This is a genomic window from Frankia sp. AgB1.9 (genome assembly GCF_016786355.1).
Taxonomy (GTDB): domain Bacteria; phylum Actinomycetota; class Actinomycetes; order Frankiales; family Frankiaceae; genus Pseudofrankia.
Map to the genome: position 1 here is coordinate 48,633 of NZ_JADWYX010000027.1, position 24,826 is coordinate 73,458.

General features: G+C 73.3%; 26 protein-coding genes. 12 read left to right on the forward strand and 14 right to left on the reverse strand.

The window, feature by feature from the left end; all coding sequences use genetic code 11:
- Nucleotides 1-64 precede the first annotated feature (64 nt).
- The gene (locus I6A60_RS13035; RefSeq protein WP_203021645.1) at nt 65-1,633 is read right to left on the reverse strand and encodes a DHA2 family efflux MFS transporter permease subunit; all 1,569 of its coding nucleotides are present in this window, start codon (nt 1,631-1,633) and stop codon (nt 65-67) included.
- A gap of 205 nt (nt 1,634-1,838) precedes the next feature.
- Between I6A60_RS13035 and I6A60_RS13040 the strand changes: the two genes are divergently transcribed.
- Nucleotides 1,839-2,417, forward strand: a complete 579-nt coding sequence (locus I6A60_RS13040; protein ID WP_203055618.1) for a MarR family winged helix-turn-helix transcriptional regulator — start codon at nt 1,839-1,841, stop codon at nt 2,415-2,417.
- A 148-nt stretch (nt 2,418-2,565) separates the two neighbouring features.
- Nucleotides 2,566-2,835 carry a hypothetical protein gene (locus I6A60_RS13045; protein ID WP_203021646.1) on the forward strand — a complete coding sequence of 90 codons (270 nt, stop codon included), beginning with the start codon at nt 2,566-2,568 and terminating at the stop codon, nt 2,833-2,835.
- 53 nt (nt 2,836-2,888) lie between these two features.
- On the opposite strand, the gene I6A60_RS13050 is transcribed toward I6A60_RS13045, so the two are convergent.
- Entirely contained in the window at nt 2,889-3,704 is an 816-nt protein-coding gene (locus I6A60_RS13050; RefSeq protein WP_203055619.1) for an NUDIX domain-containing protein, read from the reverse strand.
- 222 nt (nt 3,705-3,926) lie between these two features.
- Between I6A60_RS13050 and I6A60_RS13055 the strand changes: the two genes are divergently transcribed.
- From I6A60_RS13055 to I6A60_RS13065, 3 genes are read left to right on the forward strand one after another with little or no spacing between them, the layout of a single operon-like run.
- Nucleotides 3,927-4,685 carry a trans-aconitate 2-methyltransferase gene (locus tag I6A60_RS13055; protein WP_203021649.1) on the forward strand — a complete coding sequence of 253 codons (759 nt, stop codon included), beginning with the start codon at nt 3,927-3,929 and terminating at the stop codon, nt 4,683-4,685.
- Nucleotides 4,686-4,716: 31 nt separating this feature from the next.
- Nucleotides 4,717-5,289: a flavoprotein gene (locus tag I6A60_RS13060; RefSeq protein WP_203021650.1), complete on the forward strand. Its 573-nt coding sequence runs from the start codon at nt 4,717-4,719 to the stop codon at nt 5,287-5,289.
- Complete coding sequence (locus I6A60_RS13065) at nt 5,289-6,293, forward strand: aldo/keto reductase (protein WP_203021651.1); 1,005 nt, start codon at nt 5,289-5,291, stop codon at nt 6,291-6,293. The genes I6A60_RS13060 and I6A60_RS13065 overlap by 1 nt, the downstream gene beginning before the upstream one ends.
- A 44-nt stretch (nt 6,294-6,337) precedes the next feature.
- Here I6A60_RS13065 and I6A60_RS13070 read toward each other — a convergent pair whose 3' ends face one another.
- The 4 genes from I6A60_RS13070 to I6A60_RS13085 form a co-directional block, all read right to left on the reverse strand.
- Nucleotides 6,338-6,874: a YbaK/EbsC family protein gene (locus tag I6A60_RS13070; protein WP_203021652.1), complete on the reverse strand. Its 537-nt coding sequence runs from the start codon at nt 6,872-6,874 to the stop codon at nt 6,338-6,340.
- 53 nt (nt 6,875-6,927) lie between these two features.
- Entirely contained in the window at nt 6,928-7,506 is a 579-nt protein-coding gene (locus I6A60_RS13075; RefSeq protein ID WP_203021653.1) for a DUF421 domain-containing protein, read from the reverse strand.
- 72 nt (nt 7,507-7,578) lie between these two features.
- Nucleotides 7,579-7,794, reverse strand: a complete 216-nt coding sequence (locus I6A60_RS43485; protein WP_203021654.1) for a ferredoxin — start codon at nt 7,792-7,794, stop codon at nt 7,579-7,581.
- 17 nt (nt 7,795-7,811) lie between these two features.
- Entirely contained in the window at nt 7,812-9,059 is a 1,248-nt protein-coding gene (locus I6A60_RS13085) for a cytochrome P450 (RefSeq protein WP_203021655.1), read from the reverse strand.
- A 222-nt stretch (nt 9,060-9,281) separates the two neighbouring features.
- On the opposite strand from I6A60_RS13085, the gene I6A60_RS13090 reads away from it, so the two are divergent.
- Complete coding sequence (locus I6A60_RS13090) at nt 9,282-10,082, forward strand: enoyl-CoA hydratase (RefSeq protein ID WP_203021656.1); 801 nt, start codon at nt 9,282-9,284, stop codon at nt 10,080-10,082.
- 60 nt (nt 10,083-10,142) lie between these two features.
- On the opposite strand, the gene I6A60_RS13095 is transcribed toward I6A60_RS13090, so the two are convergent.
- The 5 genes from I6A60_RS13095 to I6A60_RS13115 all read right to left on the reverse strand — a co-directional run bounded on the left by I6A60_RS13095 (nt 10,143) and on the right by I6A60_RS13115 (nt 14,964).
- The gene (locus I6A60_RS13095; protein WP_307873663.1) at nt 10,143-11,039 is read right to left on the reverse strand and encodes a polysaccharide deacetylase family protein; all 897 of its coding nucleotides are present in this window, start codon (nt 11,037-11,039) and stop codon (nt 10,143-10,145) included.
- Between the two features lie 124 nt (nt 11,040-11,163).
- Nucleotides 11,164-12,129 carry an isopenicillin N synthase family dioxygenase gene (locus I6A60_RS13100; RefSeq protein ID WP_374113423.1) on the reverse strand — a complete coding sequence of 322 codons (966 nt, stop codon included), beginning with the start codon at nt 12,127-12,129 and terminating at the stop codon, nt 11,164-11,166.
- 386 nt (nt 12,130-12,515) lie between these two features.
- Nucleotides 12,516-12,659 carry a hypothetical protein gene (locus I6A60_RS41560; RefSeq protein WP_238435337.1) on the reverse strand — a complete coding sequence of 48 codons (144 nt, stop codon included), beginning with the start codon at nt 12,657-12,659 and terminating at the stop codon, nt 12,516-12,518.
- Between the two features lie 670 nt (nt 12,660-13,329).
- Complete coding sequence (locus tag I6A60_RS13110; protein ID WP_203055620.1) at nt 13,330-14,421, reverse strand: P1 family peptidase; 1,092 nt, start codon at nt 14,419-14,421, stop codon at nt 13,330-13,332.
- Nucleotides 14,422-14,727: 306 nt separating this feature from the next.
- Nucleotides 14,728-14,964 (reverse strand): regulator, encoded by a 237-nt coding sequence (locus I6A60_RS13115; protein WP_238435338.1) that lies wholly within the window; start codon nt 14,962-14,964, stop codon nt 14,728-14,730.
- Between the two features lie 333 nt (nt 14,965-15,297).
- On the opposite strand from I6A60_RS13115, the gene I6A60_RS13120 reads away from it, so the two are divergent.
- The gene (locus tag I6A60_RS13120; protein ID WP_203024161.1) at nt 15,298-16,446 is read left to right on the forward strand and encodes an acetyl-CoA C-acyltransferase; all 1,149 of its coding nucleotides are present in this window, start codon (nt 15,298-15,300) and stop codon (nt 16,444-16,446) included.
- A 27-nt stretch (nt 16,447-16,473) separates the two neighbouring features.
- Here I6A60_RS13120 and I6A60_RS13125 read toward each other — a convergent pair whose 3' ends face one another.
- Complete coding sequence (locus I6A60_RS13125) at nt 16,474-17,166, reverse strand: DUF1918 domain-containing protein (RefSeq protein WP_203024163.1); 693 nt, start codon at nt 17,164-17,166, stop codon at nt 16,474-16,476.
- Between the two features lie 345 nt (nt 17,167-17,511).
- Between I6A60_RS13125 and I6A60_RS13130 the strand changes: the two genes are divergently transcribed.
- Nucleotides 17,512-17,958 carry an SsgA family sporulation/cell division regulator gene (locus I6A60_RS13130; protein ID WP_203024165.1) on the forward strand — a complete coding sequence of 149 codons (447 nt, stop codon included), beginning with the start codon at nt 17,512-17,514 and terminating at the stop codon, nt 17,956-17,958.
- Between the two features lie 553 nt (nt 17,959-18,511).
- A complete protein-coding gene (locus I6A60_RS13135) occupies nt 18,512-19,171 on the forward strand; it encodes a cyclopropane-fatty-acyl-phospholipid synthase family protein (protein WP_203024167.1) in 660 nt (219 codons plus the stop codon).
- A 35-nt stretch (nt 19,172-19,206) separates the two neighbouring features.
- On the opposite strand, the gene I6A60_RS13140 is transcribed toward I6A60_RS13135, so the two are convergent.
- A complete protein-coding gene (locus I6A60_RS13140) occupies nt 19,207-19,977 on the reverse strand; it encodes an SDR family NAD(P)-dependent oxidoreductase (protein WP_203024169.1) in 771 nt (256 codons plus the stop codon).
- A gap of 55 nt (nt 19,978-20,032) precedes the next feature.
- Nucleotides 20,033-20,977 (reverse strand): SDR family NAD(P)-dependent oxidoreductase, encoded by a 945-nt coding sequence (locus I6A60_RS13145; RefSeq protein WP_203024177.1) that lies wholly within the window; start codon nt 20,975-20,977, stop codon nt 20,033-20,035.
- Nucleotides 20,978-21,251: 274 nt separating this feature from the next.
- On the opposite strand from I6A60_RS13145, the gene I6A60_RS41565 reads away from it, so the two are divergent.
- From I6A60_RS41565 to I6A60_RS13160, 3 genes are all read left to right on the forward strand, one after another.
- Nucleotides 21,252-22,391 carry a sensor histidine kinase gene (locus tag I6A60_RS41565; RefSeq protein WP_203024179.1) on the forward strand — a complete coding sequence of 380 codons (1,140 nt, stop codon included), beginning with the start codon at nt 21,252-21,254 and terminating at the stop codon, nt 22,389-22,391.
- 5 nt (nt 22,392-22,396) lie between these two features.
- Nucleotides 22,397-23,062, forward strand: coding sequence for a response regulator transcription factor (locus tag I6A60_RS13155; RefSeq protein WP_203024181.1), 666 nt, complete (start codon nt 22,397-22,399; stop codon nt 23,060-23,062).
- A 129-nt stretch (nt 23,063-23,191) separates the two neighbouring features.
- Nucleotides 23,192-24,799, forward strand: coding sequence for a carboxylesterase/lipase family protein (locus I6A60_RS13160; protein ID WP_203024183.1), 1,608 nt, complete (start codon nt 23,192-23,194; stop codon nt 24,797-24,799).
- Nucleotides 24,800-24,826: the final 27 nt, after the last annotated feature.

A 24,826-nucleotide genomic window follows, 5' to 3' on the forward strand; every position in this document is an offset into this window, starting at 1 on the left:
CCCCCGCGCCCCCCCCCCCGCGGCGGGGGCCGGCCCCCGGGGGGCTCGCTGTCGCGCGACGCGGTCAGTCGACGGCGACGGGCTCGCGGGCGGGAGTGGACGGCGTGACCGGCGTGGGGACGGCCGCCGGCGGGGAGATGCGGGGCAGGAAGAGGCTCGCCACGAAGCCGACCGCGGACAGGCCGATGACCCACCAGAAGGTGGCGCCGAAGGCCGAGGCGACCTTGTCGGCGACCGGACCGGGGAGCTTCGCCCCGGCCACCGCGAGCGTGCTCTTGCCGCCGCCGACACCGGGCAGCCGGCTGGCGATGTTGTGCTGCAGCTCGACGGCGACGAGCGCGGTGGCCACCGAACCGCCGACGCGCTGCAGGATGTTCAGCGTCGTCGTCGCCCGCGGCACCGCGCTGGGGGCGAGTGTCTGGTAGGCGGCGGCCATCGCCGGCATCATCGCCGCGCCGAAGCCGAGGCCGCGCACGAACAGCACGGCCGCGAGCAGGAGCTCGTTCGTGTGGCCGCCGACCATCGTGAACGGAATGGTGCCGATGAGCGTCAGCGCCATGCCAACCGGGACGACGGAGCCGGGTCCTCGTCGGTCGGCGATCCGGCCGGAGAACGACATGGCGATCATCGCGCCGAGGCCCTGCGGCGCCAGCAGCAGGCCGGCCGTCGACGCGCTCAGCCCGCGGTCCACCTGGTAGTAGAGCGGCAGCAGGAACAACGCGCCGAACAGGACCGCGCCGATCACGAACGTGGCGACGCTGGCCAGGCTGAAGTCCTTGTTGCTGAACAGCTTCATGTCCAGCAACGGGTGCTGCGCGCGCAGCGCGTGCAGGACGAAGCCGACGAGCAGCACCAGGCCGATGATGATGCTGAGCTCGACCTTCAGGCTGCCGAAGCCGCCGCCGTTGCCGGCCTCGGACAGGCCGTAGACCACGCCGGCGAGCCCGGGCGAGATGAGGGCGAGGCCGGCGAGGTCGAGCCGGTTGCTCGACGAGCCGCGGTCGTCGCGCGGCAGCACCCGCCACGACAGGAACAGCGCGAGCGCGCCGATCGGCAGGTTGACGTAGAAGATCCAGCGCCAGCTGAGGTTGTCGACGATGAGGCCGCCGATCACCGGGCCGAGGACCGGGGCGATCAGGGTCGGGACGCCGATGATGCTCATCACCCGGTTGATCCGGGTCGGACCGGCGGACCGGGCCAGCAGCGTCATGCAGATCGGCATGATCATGCCGCCGCCGAGGCCCTGCAGCACCCGGAAGCCGACCAGCACGGGCGCGGACCAGGCGAGACCGCACAGGGCGCTGCCGACGATGAACATCGTCAGCGAGATGTTCCACATCCGGGTGGCGCCGAAGCGCTCGACGGCCCAGCCGGACAGCGGGATGACGACGGCGAGCGCCAGCAGGTAGCCGGTGGTCACCCAGGAGATCGTCGACAGGGAGGTGTCGAACTCCTTGCCGAGGTCGCGGATCGCGACGGACACGATCGTGGTGTCAAGAATGACCATGATCGCGCCGAGCATCACGGTGCCGCAGAGGCGCAGCAGCGCCGGGTCGAGCTTGCCGTCGTCTGGGACGGGCCCAGGCGCCGTGGCTGTCGCTGGCCGCGAGGCCGCGTCAGTTTGGTCGGACACGAAATAGCTCCCTGAAATGTGGCCGTCCGTCACGGCGGCACGGGCGGAGGTCGGTCGCGGGCGGACCCGCCCCCTCCGCTCCTGCGGCCTGACGGCCTGAGGATGACTTCTGCTCCGGGCTCAGCATCCAGCGTTCGTTGAGTGGTGTCAAATATATCGTCCTCACAACGACACTTTCTCAGCAAGCACCCGCTACCATCGACACATGATCGAAGCCGCTCGGGAGACCCCCGGCGAGGTGGCCGGGGGGCCCCCCCCCCCGCCGGCGGCGCCCGCGCGCGCGGCCGCCGGCCCGGAGATCGCCAAAAGGGACGCGTTCGCCAGTGAGGCCTGGCGCGCCATGCTGGCCCTGACGCTCGGCGGGGCGGCGCCCGCCCGGATGCACACCGTCTGCCAGGCGACGGATCTCACGCCGGCCGCGCTGAAGGTCCTGCTGGTGCTGTCCGACGGTCCTCGCCCGATGCGCGAGCTGGTCGAGACGTTCCGGCACGACCCGTCCTACCTGACCAGCGTCGTCGACCTGCTGGAACGCCGTGGCGTCGCCCGGCGCGAGCCGCACCCGACCGACCGGCGCGCGAAGACCGTGGCGCTGACCGACGAGGGCCGCGAGGTCCTCGCGCAGGCCCAGAAGCTCCTCGCGGTCCCACCGCCCTCCATGCGGGTGCTGTCGCCGGCGGAGCAGCGCCAGCTGCTGGGGCTGCTGATGCGCGTCCTCGATGTGGAGCCCGGCATTCCCGAGGCGATGCGCCCGCGGATACCCGCCGAGATGCCCGACTCCGACTGATCGGCTAGGCTGCTGGCGATTTCGGCTGGTGGGGGTCGGGTCGCGCCGTTTCACCTTGGATGGACGGCGTCTCAGCCGGGACCGCGTCTCACACGGGACCGCGTCCTGGACGGGACCGCGTGACCCGGCGTGTCGAGACGGAGGACCGATGTCGCCCACAGGGGCCGAGAAGTCGCTCGGCACGACCGCGAGCCCGGCGGTCGCGCCGAGCCTGCCGCAACAGCCTGACGCCGTTCGCAAGTACCGCGAGCCGCGCTACGTCGTGCTGTGCCTGCTCGGCGTGGCCATGCTCGTCTCCATCGGCGGCTGGATCGCCATGGTGCTGATGGACAAGGCCGTGCCCGACGGTTTCCCGGTCGTCATCGGGACCGTCATCGGCGGGCTCGTCGGGATAGCGGCGAGCGACCGGCCTACCTGATCCCCCGCGGCCCGCACCGGCCGCGCGTGCCGCCAGGCCGGCGCGGTCGCCACCTACCTTCCGCGTCCCAGGGGGAAGGCCGCCGGGTCGCCGACCGCGGCCAGGTCCGGCGCGTCCTGCCGGAAGGCGCGCAGGATCGGGTCCACGTCGCCGCGCGGGTCGCCGAGCGCGGGAAGGTCCGCCTCCACGCGGACGAAGGCGATCTGGTCCAGCTCGGGCTCGTGACCCACCGCGCGCTCGGCGTCCACCAGGGCCGCGTAGCTGGCCCGCAGCGCCCCGGCCGGCCGGGGCGGCGCCAGGAACAGGACACCGACGTCGCCCTGGCTGCCCCGGCTGAGCCGCCAGAACCGCAGGTCGGCGGCGGGGAGCTCGGTGCCGGTCTCCTCGAGCAGCTCACGGGCGGCCAGCGCCCGCAGGTCGGCGACCTCCAGCGGGTCGCCGACGGTCTCGGGTGGTTCGCCGGTGCCACTCGGCAGCTGCCAGCGGCCCGGCGACGAGGTCCAGGTCGCCATCCGCCCGACCATCAGGGCCCCGTCGTCCGTCGGCTGCAGGACGCTGACGAACAGGTGCGGCAGCCAGCGCGCGGATCCGGGCGTCCGGGGCGACACGTAACGGCGGTAGGTCGCCCGCAGCCAGGTGAGCACCAGCGTTCCCGGCTGGGCCTCGTCCCACCGCAGCCCGCCGGAGGCCGCCACCGGGCCGTCGAACAGGCCCGGCTTCACCCGCACGGCCTCGTCCCACGCGTCGTCGACGGCGGCCTGGTCAGCCCGCGACAGCGGCGGTGGCTCGGCGGGCACCAGCCGCAGCCGGGCCGGAGCCAACAGTTCGATCCCTGTGAACAGCGGAAGCCGGTCAGTCACAACGACCACGCTCCCACACTCCGTACCCGGACGGACCGCGTTGCCGTGGTCGCCGGACGCGTCCGTCTTGTGGAAGATCGACCCTCCGCGGGCCGCGCCGACCGGGTGAACAGGCCCGAGGCTGGGCCGCCGGGTCGCCGAGCCAGCCGGCCGGCCGCCGAGATGTGAGTACCGACACCGTCGGCTGCCCCGCGTCCAGGACCGGTCCGCCGCCCGAGGATCATCGTCGGCATGGCCACCCCCACCGCCAAGTTCGACGGGCTAGCTGACAGCTACGAGCGCACCCGACCTCGGTACCCGGTCGAGCTGTTCGCGCACGCGGTCGGCCTCCTGCCCGCGGATGCCCGCCCCACGGTCGTCGACGTGGGAGCCGGGACCGGAATCGCGCTTGAGGCGCTGCTTCCGCTACTCCCGGCCGGTGCCGACGTCCACGCCGTCGACGTGTCGGGCGACATGATCGAGCTTGGCCGGCAGAAGTTCCCGGCGGTCACCTGGGCGAAGGGCAACGCGGAGCAGCACCTGGCCACCTTCACCGGCGTCGATCTGGTCACCGCGGCGCAGTCCTATCAGTGGCTGGACCGGCCGGCGTTCCGGGCCGCGGCGGCGAGCGCGCTGCGGCCGGGCGGGGTCTGCCTGGTCATCCAGAACAACCGCGACCTGAGCGCGGGCGGCCTGGCCGGCGACTACGAGGACCTGCTGGAGGAGCTGTCCCCGTTCTACAGCCGCGGCTACCGGGCGATCGACGTCGAAGGCGAGCTCGCCACCACGTTCGGCGAGGTGGAGCGCGCCGAGCAGGCCTGGCGCCAGCCGCTGACCGTCGCCGAGTTCGTCACGATGAGCTCCTCGTCGACCCAGGCGCAGCGCGCGATCGCGGCGGTCGGCGCGCAGTTCCTGCACCGCGTCCGCGCGCTGGCCGCGCGCCACGAGAAGGATGGCCACGTCCACGTTCCGTACATCACCGAGGCCTTCTATGGGAAGGCCCACGCCTGACCGGCCGCACCACCTGATCGGAGCTGCGCGGATGACCAGGCCCGAGCTCGGGGTTCTCTACGTCGTGGTGTGCGGTGGCCAGCCCGCGGTCGGTCTCGTGCCGTTCGTCGAGCGGGCGCTCGCCGCCGGGTGGGACGTCTGCGTGGTCGCGACCCCGGCCGGCACGAAGTTCATCGACGCCGGGCTCCTCGCGCGGCTGACCGGCCACCCGGTCCGCTCCGAGTACAAGCGGCCCGACGAGCCCGACGTCCTGCCAACCGCTGACGCGTTCGTCGTCGCGCCGGCGACGTTCAACACGGTGAACAAGCTGGCCGCCGGCATCTCCGACACCCTGGCGCTAGGCCTGCTCAACGAGGGGCTCGGCGCCGGGAAGCCGATCCTGCTGGTGCCGGCCGTCAACGGGCCGCTGGCCCGCCACCCTGCGTTTGTCGCCGCCCTGACGACGTTGCGGTCCTGGGGTATCCGGGTCGTCTTCGACCCCGCCGCGACCGGCCTGCCGTTCCCCTGGGAACCGCTCGGCGAGGAACTCCCGCCACTGGCCGGCTCGCCGGGGCGGACTGACGCGAAGAAGCTCGTTGTCGACAAGGAAGGGACGTCCACCTGATGTCACCGAACGCGCAGTCGACGCCCGCCCAGGTTCCACTCGGCAGCCAGGGCCTGGTGGTGTCCGCCCAGGGGCTGGGCTGCATGGGCATGTCGGACTTCTACGGCGGGCGGGACGACGAGGAGTCGCTCGCCACCATCCGTCACGCCCTGGACCTCGGGGTGAACTTCCTGGACACCTCCGACCGGTACGGGCCGCACACGAACGAGCGGCTGGTCGGCGCCGCGATCGCGGGCCGGCGCGACGAGGTCGTGGTCGCGACGAAGTTCGGCATCGTGCACGACCCCGCCGACCCGATGGCGCGGCCGGTCAACGGCCAGCCCGCCTACGTGAAGGCCGCCTGCGACGAGTCGCTCAGCCGGCTCGGCATCGACCACATCGACCTGTACTACCAGCACCGCGTCGACCCGACCGTGCCGATCGAGGAGACCGTGGGCGCGATGGCCGAGCTCGTCGCGGCCGGCAAGGTGCGCTATCTCGGGCTTTCCGAGGCGGCGCCCGCGACGATCCGCCGAGCGCACGCCGTCCACCCGATCACGGCGCTGCAGACCGAGTACTCGATCTGGACCCGGGACCCGGCGGAGAGCGAGATCCTCCCGACGACCCGCGAGCTGGGCATCGGCTTCGTCGCCTACAGCCCGCTGGGCCGGGGCTTCCTGACCGGCACGTTCCGCACCGCCGCCGACTTCGCGGCGGACGACTTCCGGGTCCACCTGCCCCGGCTGCAGGGCGAGAACCTGGAAGCCAACCTCGCCGTCGTGGAGCAGGTGGAGCGGGTGGCCGCCGCGCACGACGCGACCCCCGCACAGGTCGCGCTCGCCTGGGTGCTAGCCCAGGGAGCGGACATCGTCCCGATTCCGGGCACGAAGCGCCGCCGGTACCTGGAGGAGAACGTCGCCGCCGCGGCGATCACGCTGACGGAGGCCGAGATCGCCACGCTCGCGGCGGCGGGCGCCACCGTCCAGGGCCTGCGCTACGCGAACATGTCGAACGTGAACATCTGACGGCGACCTGACCGGCCACGTCGGCGCGGGCCCTCGTCGGACCCCTAGGCGGGCAGTCCGAGGCCGTCGAGGACCTCGGCGGTCGGCAGGGTCGCGAGGGTCTTGCCGGCGAGGGCGAGCTTGGAGCGGCGCAGGCCGCTGCCGATGACCACCCAGGGGGCGGCGGCCACGGCGGCGTCGACGAGGACCGGCCAGTCGGCTGGCAGGCCGAGCGGTGTGATGCCGCCGAACTCCATGCCGGTGGCGCCGACGGCGTCCTCGCGGGCGGCGAACGAGACCTTGCGGGCGTCGAGCCGACGGCGGACCAGCCCGTTGACGTCCGCACGGGTGGTCGCGAGCACCACGCAGGCGGCGAAGGTGACGGTCTGGCCCCGTTTGCCGGCGACGACGACGCAGTTCGCGGACTCGGCGGCGTCGATCCCGTAGGCGGCGCAGAACTCCGCCGTGTCGGCGAGGTCCGGGTCGATCGGCGCGGCCTGGACGGCGTCGGCCAGGCCGAGCGAGGCGAGCGCGGCGGCGACCGGGCCGGCGAGCAGGTCGGGCCTGGACAGCGCGGGCTCGAAGGCGAGATCCGTGGGCATGCCCTATCTTCGCCCGCCACGGGGCCGTTGGATCAACGCGGGGGCCCGTGGCGTTACGACGGGGCCAGCCGGGTGAGGGCCTGGCTGATCTCGTCGAGGCGCGCGTCGACGTGGGCGCGCAGGGCGGCGAGGTCGCCGCGGGAGGCGTTCTGGTCGGCGGCGCGGAGCTCGACGACGATCGCGCCGCCGGGGGCGATCGTCGCGGACTCGACCTCGGTGACGTCGTCGGCGCCCTGGACCCGCAGCGCCCGCTCCACGTCACCCCGGCGCAGGCCCTCGTGGCGCAGCGCCCGGTCGTCGAACTGGCCGTCGGTGATCAGGACGGTCGGGGTTCCCTCGAACACCCGCTCGGCGGCGGCGTTGTCCCGCAGCAGCCGGACCGCCACCCCGTTGACGACGAACAGCGTCACCGCGCCGATGATCCCGCCGGTCAGGCTGTTGTCGTTGCCGATGATGGCGTTCTGGACGACGTTCGAAACCAGCAGCATGACGACCAGGTCATGGGTGTTCAGCTGGGCCATCTCCCGTTTTCCGAACACCCGGATGAGCACCGTCATCGCCACGTACACGGCGACGGTCCGGATCACCTTCTCCCCGACGGGAATGCCCATCGTGAACAGGTCCGAGAGCACAGGCCACCTCCATGCCTCGCGGCCGCGGTGCCGCGCCCGCGCAGGGGCATGACACCACGGACACGACGGCCGTCAGCGGCCAGGCCGGCCCAACGGGTCATCCCCCACCGTGATGGCCCGTTCCGGGCAGGCCGACGCCCCCTTGCGGGCCTCGGCCTCGGCGCCGGCCGCGATCTCGCGCTCGCCGGGCACGGCGTAGCCCAGCTCGTCGAGCGCGAACACCTCGGGGGCGCTCGCCTGGCAGCGCGCGTGACCGGTGCACTTCGCGCCGTCGACGGTGACCCTCACCGACTCCCCCAACCGGGTCAACGCGACCAGCGCAGCCGCAGCGTGTTCAGGGTGAACATCTGGCCTGACGCCTCGGCCGGGCTGAACTCGGGGGCGAGCTCGTACTCGGGGATGAGCCGGTGCCATTCCTCGTAGGCGACGCGGAGCTCCAGGCGGGCCAGGTGCGAGCCGAGGCAGCGGTGTGGCCCGGCGCCGAAGGTCAGATGCGTCGTCCGGTCCCGGTCGAAGTCGACCTCGGCGGCCCGGGGGTAGGTCGAGTCGTCCCGGCCAGCGGCGGGCAGCGAGATCATCAGGGTGTCCCCGCGGTAGACCGGGCAGCCGTTGATCTCGGTGTCCTCAGCCGCGTCCCGCATGATGTTGACGATCGGGTAGGCCCGCAGCAGCTCCTCGACGGCGTGCGGCACGACGGCCGGATCGGCCGCGATCCGGCGCCGGTCGGCCGGATGGGTCGCCAGGTGCAGGAACCCGTACCCCAGCTCGGCGGTAACGGTGTCCAGCCCGGCGAGGAACATCAGCAGGTAGAACGACAGCAGGTCGTCGTCGCTGACCGGCTCCCCGTCGAGCCGCCAGTCCAGCGCCGTGGTGACCAGGCCCCGCGGCCGGTCCTCTGGCGGCATCGCGCGCCGGGCCGCCATCGCGGCGACGAAGTAGTTGACGATCGCCGTCAACGACCGTTCCAGGTTCACGCCCGCCGTCGCGGGGTCCGTGTGGTCTGGGTGCAGCAGGTGTTCCTTCCAGACCAGCATCTCGTCGAGATCCTCGACCGGCAGGCCCATGATCTCCAGGAACACCGTCGGCGGGAACCGCAGCGCGAACTCCCGGACGAGGTCGCACCCGCCCCGCGCCCGCAGCTCCTCGATGATCTCGGCCGCGTGCCGGCGCATCACCGGTTCCCAGGCCCCGACCGCCGCGGGCGACCAGTAGGGCGCGAGCAGGCGCCGCCACGCCGTGTGCGCCGGGCCGTCGAGGCTCTCGGGAATGAGGACGAAGTCGTTGGGCTGGCCGTTCACCCCGAGCATGTAGCGGGACTGCGGGAACCTCCGCCAGTCCTGCGTGATCGCCAGGGCTTCCTCGTGGCCGACGGCCAGGTAGAACCCGCGGCCGGACTCGACGTAGTGCAGCGGGCCCTGCTCACGTAACTCGTCGAACTCACGGAAGCCCTGCAGGGCTGGCCGTTCCGGGGCCTCGTGGACGATGCTCGCGACCGGGCAGCCCAGAGCCCTGCCGTCGGTCCGCCGGGCCGTGGTGACAACAGGATCTGGCATCGCCGACCTCCACCTAGTGCCGGGATCTGGTACCGGGATCTGTGTGCCGGGATCTGGTGCCGGACACGCCCCGAACCCGGACAGCATCGTCGTTCACCGACCGGCTGAAAACCACCGTGCTGGGGAGCTCCTTACCTTTGCCTCTCGCCGGGCAACCTGTGACGCTGAGGACCGCCACGCCGAGAGACGGTGCGACGCCGAGCCGCTGAGACCGAGGTGCCCGTGACCGAGCCCGTCGTCCGCTACGAGGTGGCGGACCGCGTCGCGACCGTGACGCTCAACCGTCCGGAAGCGCGCAACGCGCTGAACAGGGCCCTACTGCAGGCGCTTTGGGACGGCATCCTCGCGGCCGAGGCGGACCCCGAGATCGACGCCGTGATCCTGACGGGCACGGACCCCGCCTTCTCGGCCGGCGTCGACCTCAAGGAGGTCTCCGGCGAGGTCCCGGGGTCCGCCGGCCACCGGCCGCCCGGCGCGGGCCCCGAGCGCGACAGCAACGGCCTGTTCCGCTTCCTGCCGGTGATCTCCAAGCCGGTCATCGGCGCGATTAACGGAGTGGCGGTCACCGGCGGCCTCGAGATCGCGTTGCAGTGCACCTTCCTGGTGGCGTCCGAACGGGCCCGGTTCGCCGACACGCACGCCCGGGTCGGCATCATGCCGGGCGGCGGGATGACGGTGCTGCTGGCCCAGGCCATCGGCCTGCGCCGGGCGGTGGAGCTGTCGCTGACCGGCAACTTCGTCACCGCCGTCGAGGCGCTGGACCTCGGCCTGGTCAACCACGTCGTGCCGCACGCGGAGCTGTTGCCGTTCGCCCGCAAGCTCGCCGCCGACGTCGTCAGCAACGACCAGCGCGGCGTGCGCCGGCTGCTCGCCCACTACCGGTCCCTGGCGAGCACGGCGACGCTCGACGAGGCGCATCTGCTGGAGGGAATCCTCGCGGAGACCTGGCGGCGGGACCCGGCCGAGCTCGCGGCCCGCCGCCGCGCCGTCACGACCCGCGGCCGAACCCAGACCGGCTCCTGACCGACGCCGAGGCGGGCTGAGCGAGCAGGAGGTTAGGCGAGCAGGGTCAGGCGAGCAGGGTCAGGCGAGCAGGGTGTGGACCGTCACCGGGGTCAGGCCGGCGGCCCGCAGGTTGGCGACGATCCTGGGGAACGCGGCCACGGTGCCCGGGTAGCCGAAGTGCATGCTCACGATCGAGCCCGGCCGGGCGCCGGCCCGCACCCGGGAGACGACGGCGTCGGCGCCGGGCGAGGTGTAGTCCAGCGGGTCGACGTCGAAGTCGACCACCGTCGGGTAGCCGGCCGCACCGGCCTGCTCGACGATCAGCGGGGTCGCGGCGCTGGTGCCGGACGGGCGGAAGTAGCGGCCCTGGGCCGGGGCCAGCCGGGACAGCACGTCCCGGCAGCCGACGATCTCCTGCGCCACCTGGGCCGCGGGCAGCCGGGTCAGCGTCGGGTGGGTGAAGGTGTGGTTGTCCAGCTCGTTGCCGGACGCCAGCAGCGCCGGGACGAGGTCGGCGTGCTCGTCCAGCCACTGGCCGACGGCGAAGACCGTGATCGGTACGCCGAGCCGCGTGGCGGCGTCGAGCAGCTGATGGGCGAGGGACACGTCCTGGCCAGCCTCGTGCGGGCCGATGTGAAAGGTCAGCGCCACCTGGTCGCGGTCGCGCGGGCCGTTCGCCACCGCCTGCGCGGTGACGGGGGCGAACGTCAGCGCCGGCTCGGCCGTCGGCGTCGGGCGCACGCTCGTGGACGCCGGTGCCGCGGCCGCGGGGACCGTCGCGGGAGCCGGGCCGTCGCTCGAACAGGCCGCCGCGAACCCGGCGGTGGCGATCGCCGCTCCGGCGCCGGCCAGCAGCTGGCGGCGCGACGCCTGGACCCGCCGGGCATCCGGCGAAGTCTCCTGGTCGCCGGCCGGCGGGCCGGCGGCGGTCAGGTCACCAGCGGTTGGGTCACCAGCGGTCCGGTCACGAGCCACGGCCGCAGCCTATGCAGTCGGCCATCGGCCCAAGGGCGCGGCCCACGCCCAGCGGGCCACAGCGCCGAGGCCTGGTGTTCGCCCCGAGCCGACTCGGGGCGCGACCGCCGTCAGGAGACGCGCCTCAGGAGACGGTGGCGGCGCTGGCCCGCTCCAGCAGGTAGGCGCTGGCCATGACCGGCGGGTAGGCGGTGCCGGCGACGAGCGGCTCGACGATCGCGTCCAGGTCGGACTCCAGGAACACGATCAGGGACAGCAGCTCCTCGTCGGGAGCCTCGGCCGGCGGCGGCAGGACCCGATGGCGGGTGGACCGCCACCGGTCACCGGTCCAGCGGGCCAGCAGGTCGCCCACGTTGACGGTGAGGGCGTCCGGTTCGTAGGGGGCGTCCATCCAGCGGCCGTCGCGGGTCTGGACCTGCAGGCCGCCGTAGCCCGGCTGCCGGTCGAGCACGGTCAGGACGCCCCAGTCGGTGTGTGGGGCCACCCGGTACTGCTGGTCGCACGGCGCCCCGGTCTCGGAGCGCGGGAGGTACCGGTTGATGTTGAGGCTGTGCGGGCCGGCCTGGACCCGGTCGACGAACCAGCCTTCGGGCAGGCCGAAGGCGACGGCACAGATCCGCAGCAGGTCGTCGTACAGGGCGCGGACCTCGGCCGTGTACCGCTCGCACATCGCCTGGAGCTCGGGGCACTCGCCGGGCCACACGTTCGGCGCGAACCAGCGGCCGTCCAGCTCGGGGTCGCCGGTGGCGAAGGCCCGGCCGAAGGTGAGCGTCTCCTTGAGGTCGGCCCGGGTGGCGTCGGCGACCTCGCCGTAGTAGGCGTTGGCCTCGCCACCGAGCGGGATCCAGCCCCGGCCGCCGACCTGGGTCGCGTAGGGGGACTTCGCGGCGTGCGGCAGCCGGAAGAACCGGGCGGCGCAGGCCCGGATGTCCGCCCGCAGCTGGGCGCTGATCCCGTGCCCACCGACCAGCAGGAACCCGGACTGGCGCAGCGCGACGTCCAGCTCGCAGGCGAACCGGTATCGCTGGTCGCCGGTGCCGTGCCGCCACCGGCCGATGTCGAGCAGCGGGAAATCAGGTGTCGTCATCATTCGGTCCCTCGCCTGGGCGGCCCGCCGTCCGGGGCCGGTCGTGGTCGGCTCGGTGCGTCCTGGCGTCCCGGGCTCGGCCGGGCCGTGGCGGCGCGACCTGGCGTCGGGACCGGACGTCACCGGCGGGCAACGGTGCCGCGCGGTGGTTCCCGTCTCAGGCCATTACGTCGTACCGAGGTTTCACGGGCCGGCCAGCCGGGTTACGGGACCGTGGAATGTGGGCGCCGCATGTGAACACCATGACCGCGGTAGCTGTCAGCTGCCGGACAAATTCCGGTAGCCGGCCGTTCCACCAGCGGGTGTAAACAGACCGGTCACCGGTTGGAAACGACGCGATGAGGTCGTCCCGGTCCGGACGAACCCGCCCGGAGGCCAGTGCGGCGAGGTCAGGCCGTGCGGCGCGGCGCGGCGGTCGCCGTGGCGGCGGCCCGGTCGACGGCCGCGTTGAGATCGGCGGCGGCGACGGTCCATCGGCGGTCGCGCGACGTGGCGGCGCCGAGATCCTGCAGGTGGCGGAGCTCCGCGGTCACCTCGGCTGCCGAGAGACCGAGGTCATAGGCGAGGGAGCGAGCCCGAACCGGGCGGTCGGCCTCGGTGAGGGCCGCGTGCAGCCGGATCGCGACCCAGCTGGGGCGCCCGGTCGCCGCGGCGACAGGCTGTTGGTGAAGCCGGCGCGACTGGTTTGACCCAGTCGTGGTCTCGGCTACTAACCGAGGCTTCCGGCGGCCAGAAGAGGTGGTACCGCTCACAGCATTCATCAGGTCACCCGTCCAGAATTCGGCTCTCCCCAACAATGCTTGACAACGCGGCGTCAGTCACGGTGAGGTTCATCGCGCAACAGGCAGTAACCAGACGAATACACCAATTCTGGCTCATCCTGGAACCCACCGGTACACCGCGTACCGAACCGACTCGCGCGGCCTTCACGTCCGTCGGCCCTGGCCAGCGTGGCCCGCGCCCCGACGGGCTCTGCGCTCGTCGGCCCGGGGCGGCCCCGGCCATGCCGGCACGGTAACTCCGACCGGCGCGCCTCGTCCACGCGGCGCGCCCCGGGCGACCCGAGTTCACGCCGGCCGCCGCCACACCCGACTTCACCGCGCTGACCTGCACAAACGCGATGCTGTTCGGGAATTTCGCCGCCGCGCGGCCCACGGCCCGCACCGGCCCACCGGCCATCCCGGCGACGGGCGACGCGGCCGGCTAACCGGCGCCGTCGGCCGGCCGGCCAGGCCCGAGCACGAGCGCGCCGTAGCCGGGCAGGTCGGCGAAGCCGGTCGCGTGGAAGACCGCGTCGGCGACGGCGTGCGCGAAGACGTCCGCCGCCGCGGTGAGCAGGGCGTTCAGGTTGCCGGCCGGCCGCTCTCCGGTCGCCAGGGCGAACACGCTGTCGCCGTCGACCATGGTGTGCACGGGGCGGATCGCGCGGGCCATGCCGTCCTGGCCACTGGCGGCGAGCCGGGCGCACTGGGCCTTCGTCAGCACCGCGTCCGTCGCGACGACCCCGATCGTCGTGTTCATCGGCGAGCTGGCCGACGCCGACGAGGGCAGGCCGCGCTCGGCACCGAAACCGGACGGGTACGGCTTCGGCCGCCATTCGGAGGCCAGCCAGGCCGCGAGCAGGTCGGGATCCGGGTCGGGGAAGACCGCGCCGAGGTCGCCGTAGAGGCGCCCCGTACGTGGGTCGACGGCCGAACCGGCCGAGTTGACCACCGCCAGCGCCGCGACCGTCGTCCCGTCGTCGAGCACCGTCGCCGCGCCGCCGACCCCGCCCGCGATGCCGCAACTGCTGGCCCCGGTCCCGGCTCCCACGGTGCCGTGCGCCACCGGTCCGGTGGACGCGTTGTCATAGGCGAGCGCGCCGAGCTCGGGCCCGGGCGTCGCGCTGGCTGCGGGCAGCGCGCCGCCGCGGCCGAGATCGAAGATCACCGCCGCCGGCACGATCGGGACCACCCCGGCGGCCCCGACCGGGAACCCGATGCCCGCGGCGGCGAGGCGGCGCATCACCCCGTCGGCGGCGGCGAGGCCGAACGCGCTGCCGCCGGTCAGCACGATCGCGTCGACCCGTTCGACCACGTTGCGCGGGTCGAGCAGATCCGTCTCCCGGGTGCCGGGCGCTCCGCCCGCGACATCCACGCCGCCGACGGCGCCGCCCGGCGGCGCCAGCACCACGGTGACCCCGGTCCGCCAGCCGTCGGTGACGCGGCGGGCGTGCCCGACCGAGAGCCCGCGAACGGCGGTCAGCGACCCCACCAGGCTGGCCGCGCCCACGGTGGCCAGGCCCGCGCCCGTCACCGCCCGTTCCGGGGCCTGACCCGCACCGACGCTCACCGCTGGCCCGCCCACTTCATCTTCCGCATGCTGCCGCGCCGCACGCCGCCGCGCGAGCGGCTCCCGTCGGCGGCGCGTCGAGACGGCATAGTCAGCGGACGCAGCGCGCTAGAAGCGCCCCAGTGCCGCCTGCGGCCGGGTTCGCCCGTTCAGGCGTCCCCATGATCGCTGTTTCGGCCCTCTGATGGTCGTTACCGGATCTGTTTCGTAGCCACCGGAGGACGAAAACGGCGATCAAGGCGACGGGCGTGCCTCGGCGGTGTCGGCGGGCTAGTTGAGGCGGCCGAGGCCGGCGAGGCGGCGCTCGTCCAGCGCGCGCAGCCGGTCGGCGACCCGGGTGAGCAGGTCCGGGTCATCCAGGCAGGTCACCGGATGACGGGGCGGCGGGACCGGCTTCGGTACCCGCTGCGGCAGCGGCGCCGCGTCTCCCCCACTACCGCCCCTGGTCCGGCGCACCGGCTCCTCCGCCTCACGTTCGTCCGGGCCTGACTCGGCCTTGGATGACACATTTGGATGACGCAGCCACAGCTCGCTGGCCCTGCTCGTTAGCCCTGCTCGTTGGCACAGACGCGGTTCGACGACTAGCCGGAGAATACCGGAACGCCGAGTTCCGACCCGACTACACCCCGCCGGACGGTCGCCGGCCGGGGCGGAGACGTTCGCTTCGGCACAAGTACCGGCGTCAACGGTGAAAGGCCGCCTATCGTCTTCCCTCGCGGCATGCGGCGCGCACAGGCGCCACTCGACGGGCGGTCGGCTCGCGGCCGGGCCACCGGCCCGACGGACGGCCGGCACGGCGGACCACGACCCCGCGCGGCGGGCGTCGGGAGGGGAACGGCAGTGCGGGACGCGGTGATCGTCGAGGCGGTTCGGACGCCGATCGGGAAGCGGAACGGAGCCCTCGCCGGGGTGCACCCGGTTGACCTGGCGGCGCTGGTGCTGCGCGAGCTCGTCACGCGGACCGGCATCGACCCGGCCCTGGTCGAGGACGTCCACTGGGGCTGCGTGGGCCAGCTCGGCGACCAGTCCAGCAACGTCGCCCGGTTCGCGATCCTCGCCGCTGGCTGGCCCGAGCACGTCCCGGGAGTGACGATCAACCGGGCCTGCGGCTCCAGCCAGCAGGCCATCGAGTACGCGGCGATGGCGGTGCTGTCCGGGCAGCAGGACCTCGTCGTCGCCGGTGGCGTCGAGAGCATGAGCCGCATCCCGCTCGGCGCGTCCCGCCAGTCCGGCGAGCCGTACGGCGCGACGGCCCGTAACCGCTACGACGGCTCCGACTTCAACCAGATCACCGGCGCCGAGCTGATCGCGCGCCGCTGGGGCTTCGGGCGCCGCGAGCTCGACGAGTTCTCCGCGCTCAGCCACGAGCGGGGCGCCGCGGCGATCGACGCCGGCGCCTTCGACGCCCAGGTCGTCGCGGTGCCGACCGAGGCCGGGCCGTTCACGGTCGACCAGGGCCTGCGCCGCGGGACCACCGCCGACACCCTGGCCGCTCTCAAGCCGGTCGCGGGCCCGGACGGCCTGCACCACGCGGGCAGCTCGTCCCAGATCTCGGACGGCGCCGCCGCGCTGCTGATCACCACGTCGGAGAAGGCCCGGGAGCTGGGCCTGACCCCGATCGCCCGGTACGTCGCCGGCACGGTCGTCGGCGCCAACCCGATCGAGGTGCTCTCGGGCCCGATCCCGGCCACCGAGAAGCTGCTGGCGAAGACCGGCCTGTCGATCGACGACATCGGGGCCTTCGAGGTCAACGAGGCGTTCGCGTCGGTGCCACTGGCCTGGCTCGCCGAGACGGGCGCCGACCCGAAGCGCCTCAACCCGCTCGGCGGCGCGATCGCGCTCGGCCACCCGCTGGGCGCCTCCGGGGCGATCCTGATGACCCGCCTGATCAACCACCTGCGCGACCACGGCCTGCGCTACGGCCTGCAGACCATGTGCGAGGGCGGCGGCACGGCCAACGCCACCCTTGTCGAGCTCCTCGACGCCTGAAGGCCCTGACGTCCGTCGCCACGGCCCTCAGGTGTGGCGGCCCACCCGGGCGAGGTGGCGGATCTCGGCGTCCGGGCCGGGGTAGAAGAAGGTGACCCTCGCGTCGTCCGACCAACGGACCCGGAAAGGCGGGCTGCCGAACGGCCCGCTGACCTCGAGGACCTCGCCGTCCCGGTCCGGCTCGTCCTGGGTGTGGCGATGGACGACGATCTGGTCGCCGACCCGGGCCTGGCCCGGTCCGGGTTCGGTCCTGGCCGTTCGGGCCTTCCGCTCGGCCTTCGCCGTCGGAACCGGAAGGCCGGCCTCGTGGCGCGGGTGGTGGGCCTCGTTGACGACCAGGGCGCCGATGCCGCGCAGATCCTCGGGGACGGCCTCGGCGAGCAGGTCGTCGAGCGAGATCAGGCCGACCACCTCGGCCCCGTCCAGCAGCGGCAGCCGGCGCACCGAGTGGGTCTGGAAGGCCCGCACCACCTCCGTGCGCTCGGCCGTCACCGGCAGGGTGACGACGCCGCTGGTCATCACCGCGTCGACCCGGGCGTCGCGTGGCGTCCCGCGCGCGACCGCCCGTAGCACCAGGTCACGATCGGTCACGATGCCGACGAGCCGCTCCCCGTCCAGGACGAGCAGCGCACCCACTCCCGCCCGGTCCATCAGCCGGGCGGCGTCCGCCAGCGTCGTGGCCGGCGAGACCGTGACCGGCACCTGGTAGGGAATCGTCATCTCGCCCTCCTCAGCTCCAGGCTGGCGCCCGGAGGTCGTCACGCGGCGCGGGCGCCCTCGGAACCAGCCTTCCCCGCTGGTCGCGGGAGAGACAGAGTCGGGTGTGGTCGGCCGGGACTGCAGCCCTGTCTCCGGGCCGCCGGGCGTTCCGTCGCGGGCCGGCGAAAATCAGTCGGACGCGGAGTGCCCGGATACATTGAGCCAAGTCGACCAAGATGTCACCATTGGCGGTACGCCGCGCCGACAGGCGCCAGCAGGAGCAGCGCATTGAGGGTCTGGCCGGTTTCCCGCCGACGCGCGACCATATCGGCATCGTCAACACTCGCCCGGCGAGGGGAGGCCGCAGTGACCCGCGCCGAAGCAATCATCAGCGTCCCGTTCGACGCCCGGCTCCTGGACGACGGAGGGAAATTCCCCGCCGAGCTGTCCTACCGGTCGACGGACCCGTTCGCGGTCGTCATCCGGTTCGACGTCGGCAACGGCGCCTGGGTCGAATGGGTTTTCGCCCGGGAGTTGCTGGAGGACGGCCTGCGCCGGCCCGCCGGGATCGCCGACGTCCGGGTCGCGCCGATAACGCACGCCGGCGAGACCGTCGTCGAGCTGTCCCTGTCGAGCCCCGGCGGGCACGCGAGGATCGGGCTGCCCCGCTGGGCCGTGCGCACCTTCCTGCGCCGGGCCGCCGCCGTGGTGCCCTCCGGCGGCGAGTCCCGCCACATCGACTGGGACCTGGAGCTGGCGCCACTCACCGACGGCGGCCCGCTCACCGGCGACGGCCCCAGTATCGCCGGCTGAGACGGTATCGCCGGCCGCACGGGTGGCGGCACGCCGTTCTCGGGACAAAGCGGGACCGGGCCGCACGGTGCACCCGGACGGGAGCCAACCGCGCGTTCAGGACGGTAGGCGCGGAATTCGGCACCCGGTGCCGATTGATGGGCTGCGGGCGGAGGGGTTGTGTGCGGACCGGACGGGCGGGTACAAAGGCAGTAGGTGAGAGAAGCCACCATCCAATGGCACGGAGAAGTTGGAGGCGTCGACAAGGCGTCATCCTCGCACCGTGCATCACCTAATGCCGCGAGTGCGGCGTGAGCGTGGTCTTCTCTCACCTTGTTATTTCGCGGCGCCAGCAGGTCCGTAGCGGACGGAATGTCGTGCCACATTCCGTAGCCCCGGCACGACGCTACGGGCAGGCGAGGACGCCGGGTTGTCATGGTTGGCCCAGGTTCCCCCCGCCTCTGGGATAGTCGGGGGCCCGAGAGGTGGACGGCGTCGGCACGGCCGGAGACGCCGCGGGGCGGGCGGCGCAGGGCCGCACGGCCGGGGACGGGCGGAAGGAACCACGATCGCGATGCGGGCGTCGGACTGGGATGCGCGGTACGCCGGCAACGACCTGGTGTGGGGGCTCCCGCCGAACCGGTTCGTCGCCGCGGAGCTCGCCGAGCTGACGGCCGGCCGGGCACTCGACCTGGCCTGCGGTGAGGGGCGCAACGCGATCTGGCTGGCCAGCCGGGGCTGGCACGCCACCGGTCTGGACTTCTCGGCCGCCGCGATCGAACGCGCGGCCCGGCTGGCGGACGAGGCAGGCGTCGCCGCCCGCACCAGGTTCCGCGTCGCCGATGTCATCGCCGAGGCGGAGCCGGAAACCGGTGGCAGGTCCGACCTCCCGGCGGCCGGCCGCTTCGACGCCGTCATCGTCGCCTACCTGCAGCTCCCCGCGCTGGCCCGCCGGATCGCGCTGCGCCGCGCCGCGGCGTGGCTCGCGCCCGGTGGAACCCTGCTCGTCGTCGCCCACGACGCGGAGAACCTGACCGACGGCATCGGCGGTCCCCGGGAGCGCGAGGTCCTCTACACCCCGCAGGACACCGCCGCCGACCTCGCCGACGTCCCCGGACTCGTCATCGAGCGCGCCGGCCGCGTCCTGCGGCCGGTGCGGACCGCCGACGGCGAGGTCAACGCCATCGACACCCTGCTGCGCGCCCACCGCGCGCCGGGCCCAGCAGCGGACTGACGATCGGCGAGCGGCGGCGGGCCGGGCCGCCGGGGTCAGCCGGCGGTGACGCCGCCGTCCGAGGACAGGATGGCGCCGTGGATGTTGCTGCCGTCGTCGCTGGCCACGAAGGCGAGCAGCTTCGCGATGTCGTCCGGCTTGGCCATCCGCCGCGGGACCATGTAGCGGCCGATGAGCTCGTAGTCCACGTCGTCGGGGAACGCGGTCGCGGCCACCAGGGCGGTGTCGGTCCCGCCGGGGGCGATCGCGTTGATTCGGATCTTCTTCTTGAGGAACTCCATCGCCAGCGCGCGGGTCAGCTGGACGACCGCGCCCTTGGTCATGCAGTACAGGACGGTGTAGGCGCCGCCCATGAGGCCCGAGTTCGACGCGATGTTGACGATGTTGCCCCTGGTCGCCAGCAGGTGCGGGATCGCCGCCTGGGCGAAGAAGAAGTACGCGTCGGTGTTGATCGCGAACATGAGCCGGTACTCGTCCTCGGACACGTCGGTCACGTGGCCGGTGCGCAGGATGCCGGCGACGTTGCCGAGCACGTCGAGCCGGCCGAACTCGGCGACGGCGTCCTCGACGGCCGCGAAGCACGCCGACCGGTCCCGCACGTCGGTGACCCGCCCGACGATCGGCCCGGCGCCCTCGGGCCTCTCCTTGTCGAGGGTCTCCAGGCCAGCGGCGTCGACGTCGCAGGCCAGGACCGAGGCGCCCTCGGCCGCCAGCCGCAGCGCGACGGCCCGCCCGATCCCGGACGCGGCTCCGGTGACGAGCGCGGCGCGGCCTTCGAACCGACGCAGCAGGTTGTCCTGTGCCATCCGGGTGCCTCCTGGGGGCGGATCGGGGGTGGGATCGGTGGTCACGGCTCGGTGATCACGGCCTGGCGGCCGGGCGGGTGGCGGGGTGGGTGGCTGGGCGGGCGGCCATCAGGTTGGCCTCGAGCAGGTAGTCCGGATCGGACCGGTCGACCTGGGAGTGGGCGCGGGCGAGGATCTTCGCGCTCTGCGCCTCGCTCGGGACCGTGATCCAGAAGGTGTCGGCCCGGATGCCCGCCAGGCACAGGTCGGCGACCTCGGACAGCGGCGCGAAGACCACCGGCAGCCCGGCGGCGTCCATCCGCTCCTGGAAGGCGCCGAGCGAGTCGCGCCCCTCCTTCGGTGGAGCGCCCGGGCGGTCGTAGCGGTCGGGCCGGTTCGCGCCCGGCCGCCAGATCCCGGTGTTGAGCAGCCCGGGCGTCACGGTCGAGGGGTAGAGCAGCGAGGCGGAGACCTTCGCGCCCGACTGGCGCAGCTGGCCCCACAGGCACTCGGTCACGGTGGTCACGGCCGACTTCGTCGCCGCGTAGACCGCACTGTTGATCAGGGGGGTGAAGCCGCCGTTGCCGGACGTCGTGTTGACGATGTGGCCCTCGACGTCCTGGTCGACCATGGTCTGGGTGAACGCGCGGATGCCGTTGACGACGCCGAGCACGTTGACGTCGAAGGACCAGCGCCAGTCGTTGACGTGGTGCTCCCAGAGCTGGCCCTCCGACCCCGAGCCGATGCCCGCGTTGTTGCACAGGACGTGGACGCCGCCGTACGCGGCCAGCGCCGCGTCCCGCAGCGCCTCCACGGACTCGAGCGACGTCACGTCGGTGACCACCCCGGTGACCTCGCGGCCGGCCGCGCGAAGCTCGGCCGTCGTGCTCTCTACGAGGTCCGGCACGACGTCCGCGACGACGGCCTTCATCCCCTCGGCGCAGAACCGCTCGACGAGGGCCCGGCCGATGCCCTGGCCAGCGCCCGTGACCACTGCGACCCTGCCGGCGAAGTCCCGCACAGCGCACACCCCTGTCTGTCCCGGCCGCTGTCCGTCCCGGCCGCTGTCCGTCCCGGCCGCTGTCCGTCCCGGCCGCGACCGGCGGCATCCGTCACCGAGTAGAACGGGTTCTACAAAAGCGCTGAAGCCGCTCCGGCGCAAGAGTCGGTCTGCTTCGGCCTCCGATAGCCCGCGGGATCGCTCGTCCGAGGGAGCCCGAATCACTCGTACGGACGAGGCGGGCTGATGGGCCGGCGGGCGATAGTAGGAGGAGTCGACGATCGCGGGAGAGGCTGTGCGAGGGGGGCTTCCGAACCGGTGGGACGCGGCGGCCGCGGCGGCGGTCACCGCGGCGACGGTCGCTCCGCTGGCCGTGACCGGCCAGCCTCGGTGGTGGCTGCTCGCACTCGGCCTCGCGGCGTCCGTGCCGGTCGCCTGGCGCGGGCGGGCGCTGCTGGCGGTGTGCCTGGTCGTGGGGCCGGCGACCACCGTGCTCGCCCTGTGCCCAGGCCTCGGCCCGCTGTTCGTGCCCTACGGCGCGCTGCTGTGCGCCTACACCTTCGCCGCGCACGGCACGCGCCGGCTTCAGCCGGTCGCGATCGCGATCTGCGCCGCGGGCGTCCTGATCACGTTGGTCGTGCCGCGGGAGAGCTTCGACACCGTGCGCGTCGTCGTCACCGAGTACGTCGCCGTGTTCGCCATCGGCGGCGGGATCCGGGCGCGGCGGGACCGGGAGGCGGCCGACGCGGAGAGGGCCCAGCGAACCGCCGAGGCGCGGGCGGCGGCGGTCCAGCTGGAGCGGGTCCGGATCGCCCGCGACATGCACGACATCGTCACGCACTCGGTCGGGCTGATGATCGTGCAGGCGGAGGCCGGCCCGGTGGTGGCCAGGACCGACCCGGCGCGGGCGGAGGCCGTCTTCGACACGATCGCCGCGACCGGCCGGGAGGCTGTCGACCAGCTGCGGGTGATGCTCGGCGCGCTGCGGGGCCAGGCCGGGCGCGAGCCGGTGCCGGGGATCGACGCCGTAGGCGAGCTGGTGGCGCGGACCGGCCGCGGTGAGCTGCGGACGAGCCTGACGGAGGAGGGCGAGCGCCGTCCGCTGCCGGTGGACGTCGGGGTGGCGGCCTACCGCATCGTCCAGGAGTCGTTGACGAACGTGGTCCGCCACGCGGGGGCCCGGTCGGTGGAGGTCACCCTGAGCTGGACCGACGCGTCGCTGGAGGTCCGGATCGCCGACGACGGGGGCGGCACCGGCCTCTCCGGGCCGCCGCGGGAGGGGCACGGTCTGCTCGGGATGCGGGAGCGGGCCCAGGCCTGCGGCGGGACGCTGGCCGTCGACCCGCGCGGCTTCACCGTCACCGCGTCGCTGCCGGCCCCCGGCCGACCAGCCGAGCACTGGCCCCGGCCGCGTTCGGCCCCGGCCGGCGGGTGACGCCGATGGGAGCGACGATCCGGGTCCTGGTGGTCGACGACCAGGATCTCTTCCGCGGCGGCTTCGCCATGATCCTCAACGCGCAGCCCGACATCACCGTCGTCGGCGAGGCCGCCGACGGGGCCGAGGCCGTGCGGGCGGCGGCGGCGCTGGCCCCGGACGTGGTGCTGATGGACATCCGGATGCCGACCCTCGACGGCGTCGGGGCGACGGCCGCGATCTGCCGGAGCTGCGCGGCCAAGGTCCTGGTCCTGACCATGTACGACGTGGACGACTATGTCTACGCGGCGCTGCGGGCCGGGGCGAGCGGGTTCCTGCTCAAGGACGTCCGCCGCGACGAGCTGGTCCGGGCGGTACGCCTCGTCGCGGCCGGCGAGTCGCTGCTGGCGCCGAGCGTGACCCGCCGGCTGATCGCCGACGTCGTCGGCCGCGGGGCCGCCCGGCCGGAGCTGGCCCGCCGGCTGGACGAGCTGACCGAGCGCGAGTCCGAGACGCTGCGGCTGCTCGGCCGGGGCCTGTCCAACAGCGAGATCGCCGCGGCTCTGGTGGTCAGCGAGCACACCGTCAAAAGCCACGTCAGCAGCGTCCTGACCAAGCTCGGGCTTCGGGACCGGGCGCAGGCAGTCGTCTTCGCCTACGAGTCAGGGCTGATCGTCGCCGGACAGGACTGATCGTCGCAAGGCAGGGCTGATCGTCGCGGGTCACCCGCAGGAGTGACCTTCGGTTCGTTCTCGGCGGCGATGTGCCTTGTGGTGCGGGCGGCGAACCATCAAAGGCGGTTTCTCGAAAGGAGATCGCCCATGTTCCGGTCCATGGCGGCCACCGTTCTGGCCGCCTTTCTGCTGACGCTGCCGGCGGCGGCCTGTTCCTCGACAGCCGCGTCCGGTTCACCGCCGTCGTGTGACACGAAAACCAGCCTGGGTGCCGTGGCGGGGCAGGCCGAGGGCGGCCTGTGCGCGTTTCTCGGCATTCCCTACGCGCAGCCGCCGACGGGCCGGCTCCGGTTCCGCCCGCCGGTCCCGGTCAGCCCGTGGCACGGGACGTTGCCGGCAACCGACGGCATGCACGTCTGCCCGCAGGACCGGGACTCCGCCGAGGACTACCCGGACGACAGCGCCGTCTACACCGACGAGGACTGCCTGTACCTGAACGTCTGGACACCACGGCCGGACGCCACCAAACGGCCGGTCATCGTGTTCATCCACGGTGGGGCCGCGCGGCTCGGGTCGGGCGACGAGCCACGCTACGACGGCGCCCGCCTGGCGAGGGCAGGCAATGCCGTCGTGATCTCGCTCAACTACCGGCTCGGCATTCTCGGCTGGTCCGAGCTCGGCGGGATCGACCCGTCGTATGAGGGCTCGGGAAACAACGGCCTGCGCGACCAGCTGACGGCCCTGCGCTGGGTCCAGGCGCACGTCGCCGACTTCGGCGGTGACCCGTCGAACGTGACCGTCGCCGGCCAGTCCGAGGGCGCGTTCTCCATCAGCGCGATGCTCGCGACCGACCACCCCGAGAAGCTGTTCCGCCGGGCCGTCCTGGAAAGCGGGAACGGCTATCTGGTCCACTCCGCCGGGTTCGAGCAGAGCATCTCCGCCGGGCTGCCGGTGAAGCGGGTCGAGGACCTGACGGCGATGTCGACAAGCCAGATCCTGGGCCTGCAGGACAAGCTGCTCGACGCCGCGCCGGGTGCGCAGTCGGCGCTCTATTTCGCCCCATACGTCGACGGCACGCTCGTTCGTGAGCCGACCATCCAGGCCGTCGAGGAGGGAAAGACCCGCGAAATCAGCATTCTGCTCGGTACCACCCGCGACGAGATGAACTTCTTCGGCCAGTTCGACTCCGACGGCCTGGCGGTCCTGTCCCAGCAGTACGACGGGGTGTTCCCGGAGCGCCTCGCCGGGCAGCGTGACCAGATGGTGGCCGTCTACCGCCGCGACCTGCCCGGGGCCAGCGACCAGGACATCCGGCTGGCGATGTTCACCGACCAGGCCCTGCGCGTCCCGGCCCTGCGGCTGGCCGAGGCGCAGAGCCGCTGGCGGCCTACCTACGTCTACGAGTTCGACTGGAATCCGCCGACGGGGCTGGGCGCGGTCCACACGATCGAGCTGCCGTTCGTGTTCGGCACCCTGCGCTTCGCCGGGATCCCCGGCGGCGAGGCCGCCGTCCGGGCCGACCGCGCGCCCCTGGCCCGGCTGTCGGCCCAGATCATGGATGCCTGGACCTCGTTCGCCCGTACCGGCGACCCGAACGCCGTGCGCCAGGTGTCACGGCCGACCTGGCCGTCGTACCAGCCGTCTGGGCGGGCGACGATGATCTGGGACGCGCCGACGTCGCGGGTCGTCGACGCTCCCCGCGACGCCGAACGAGCCGCGTGGGACGCCTATCCCTTCGCCCCGCTCGGGTCCTGAGTCCCGCTCGGGTCCTGAGTCCCGCTC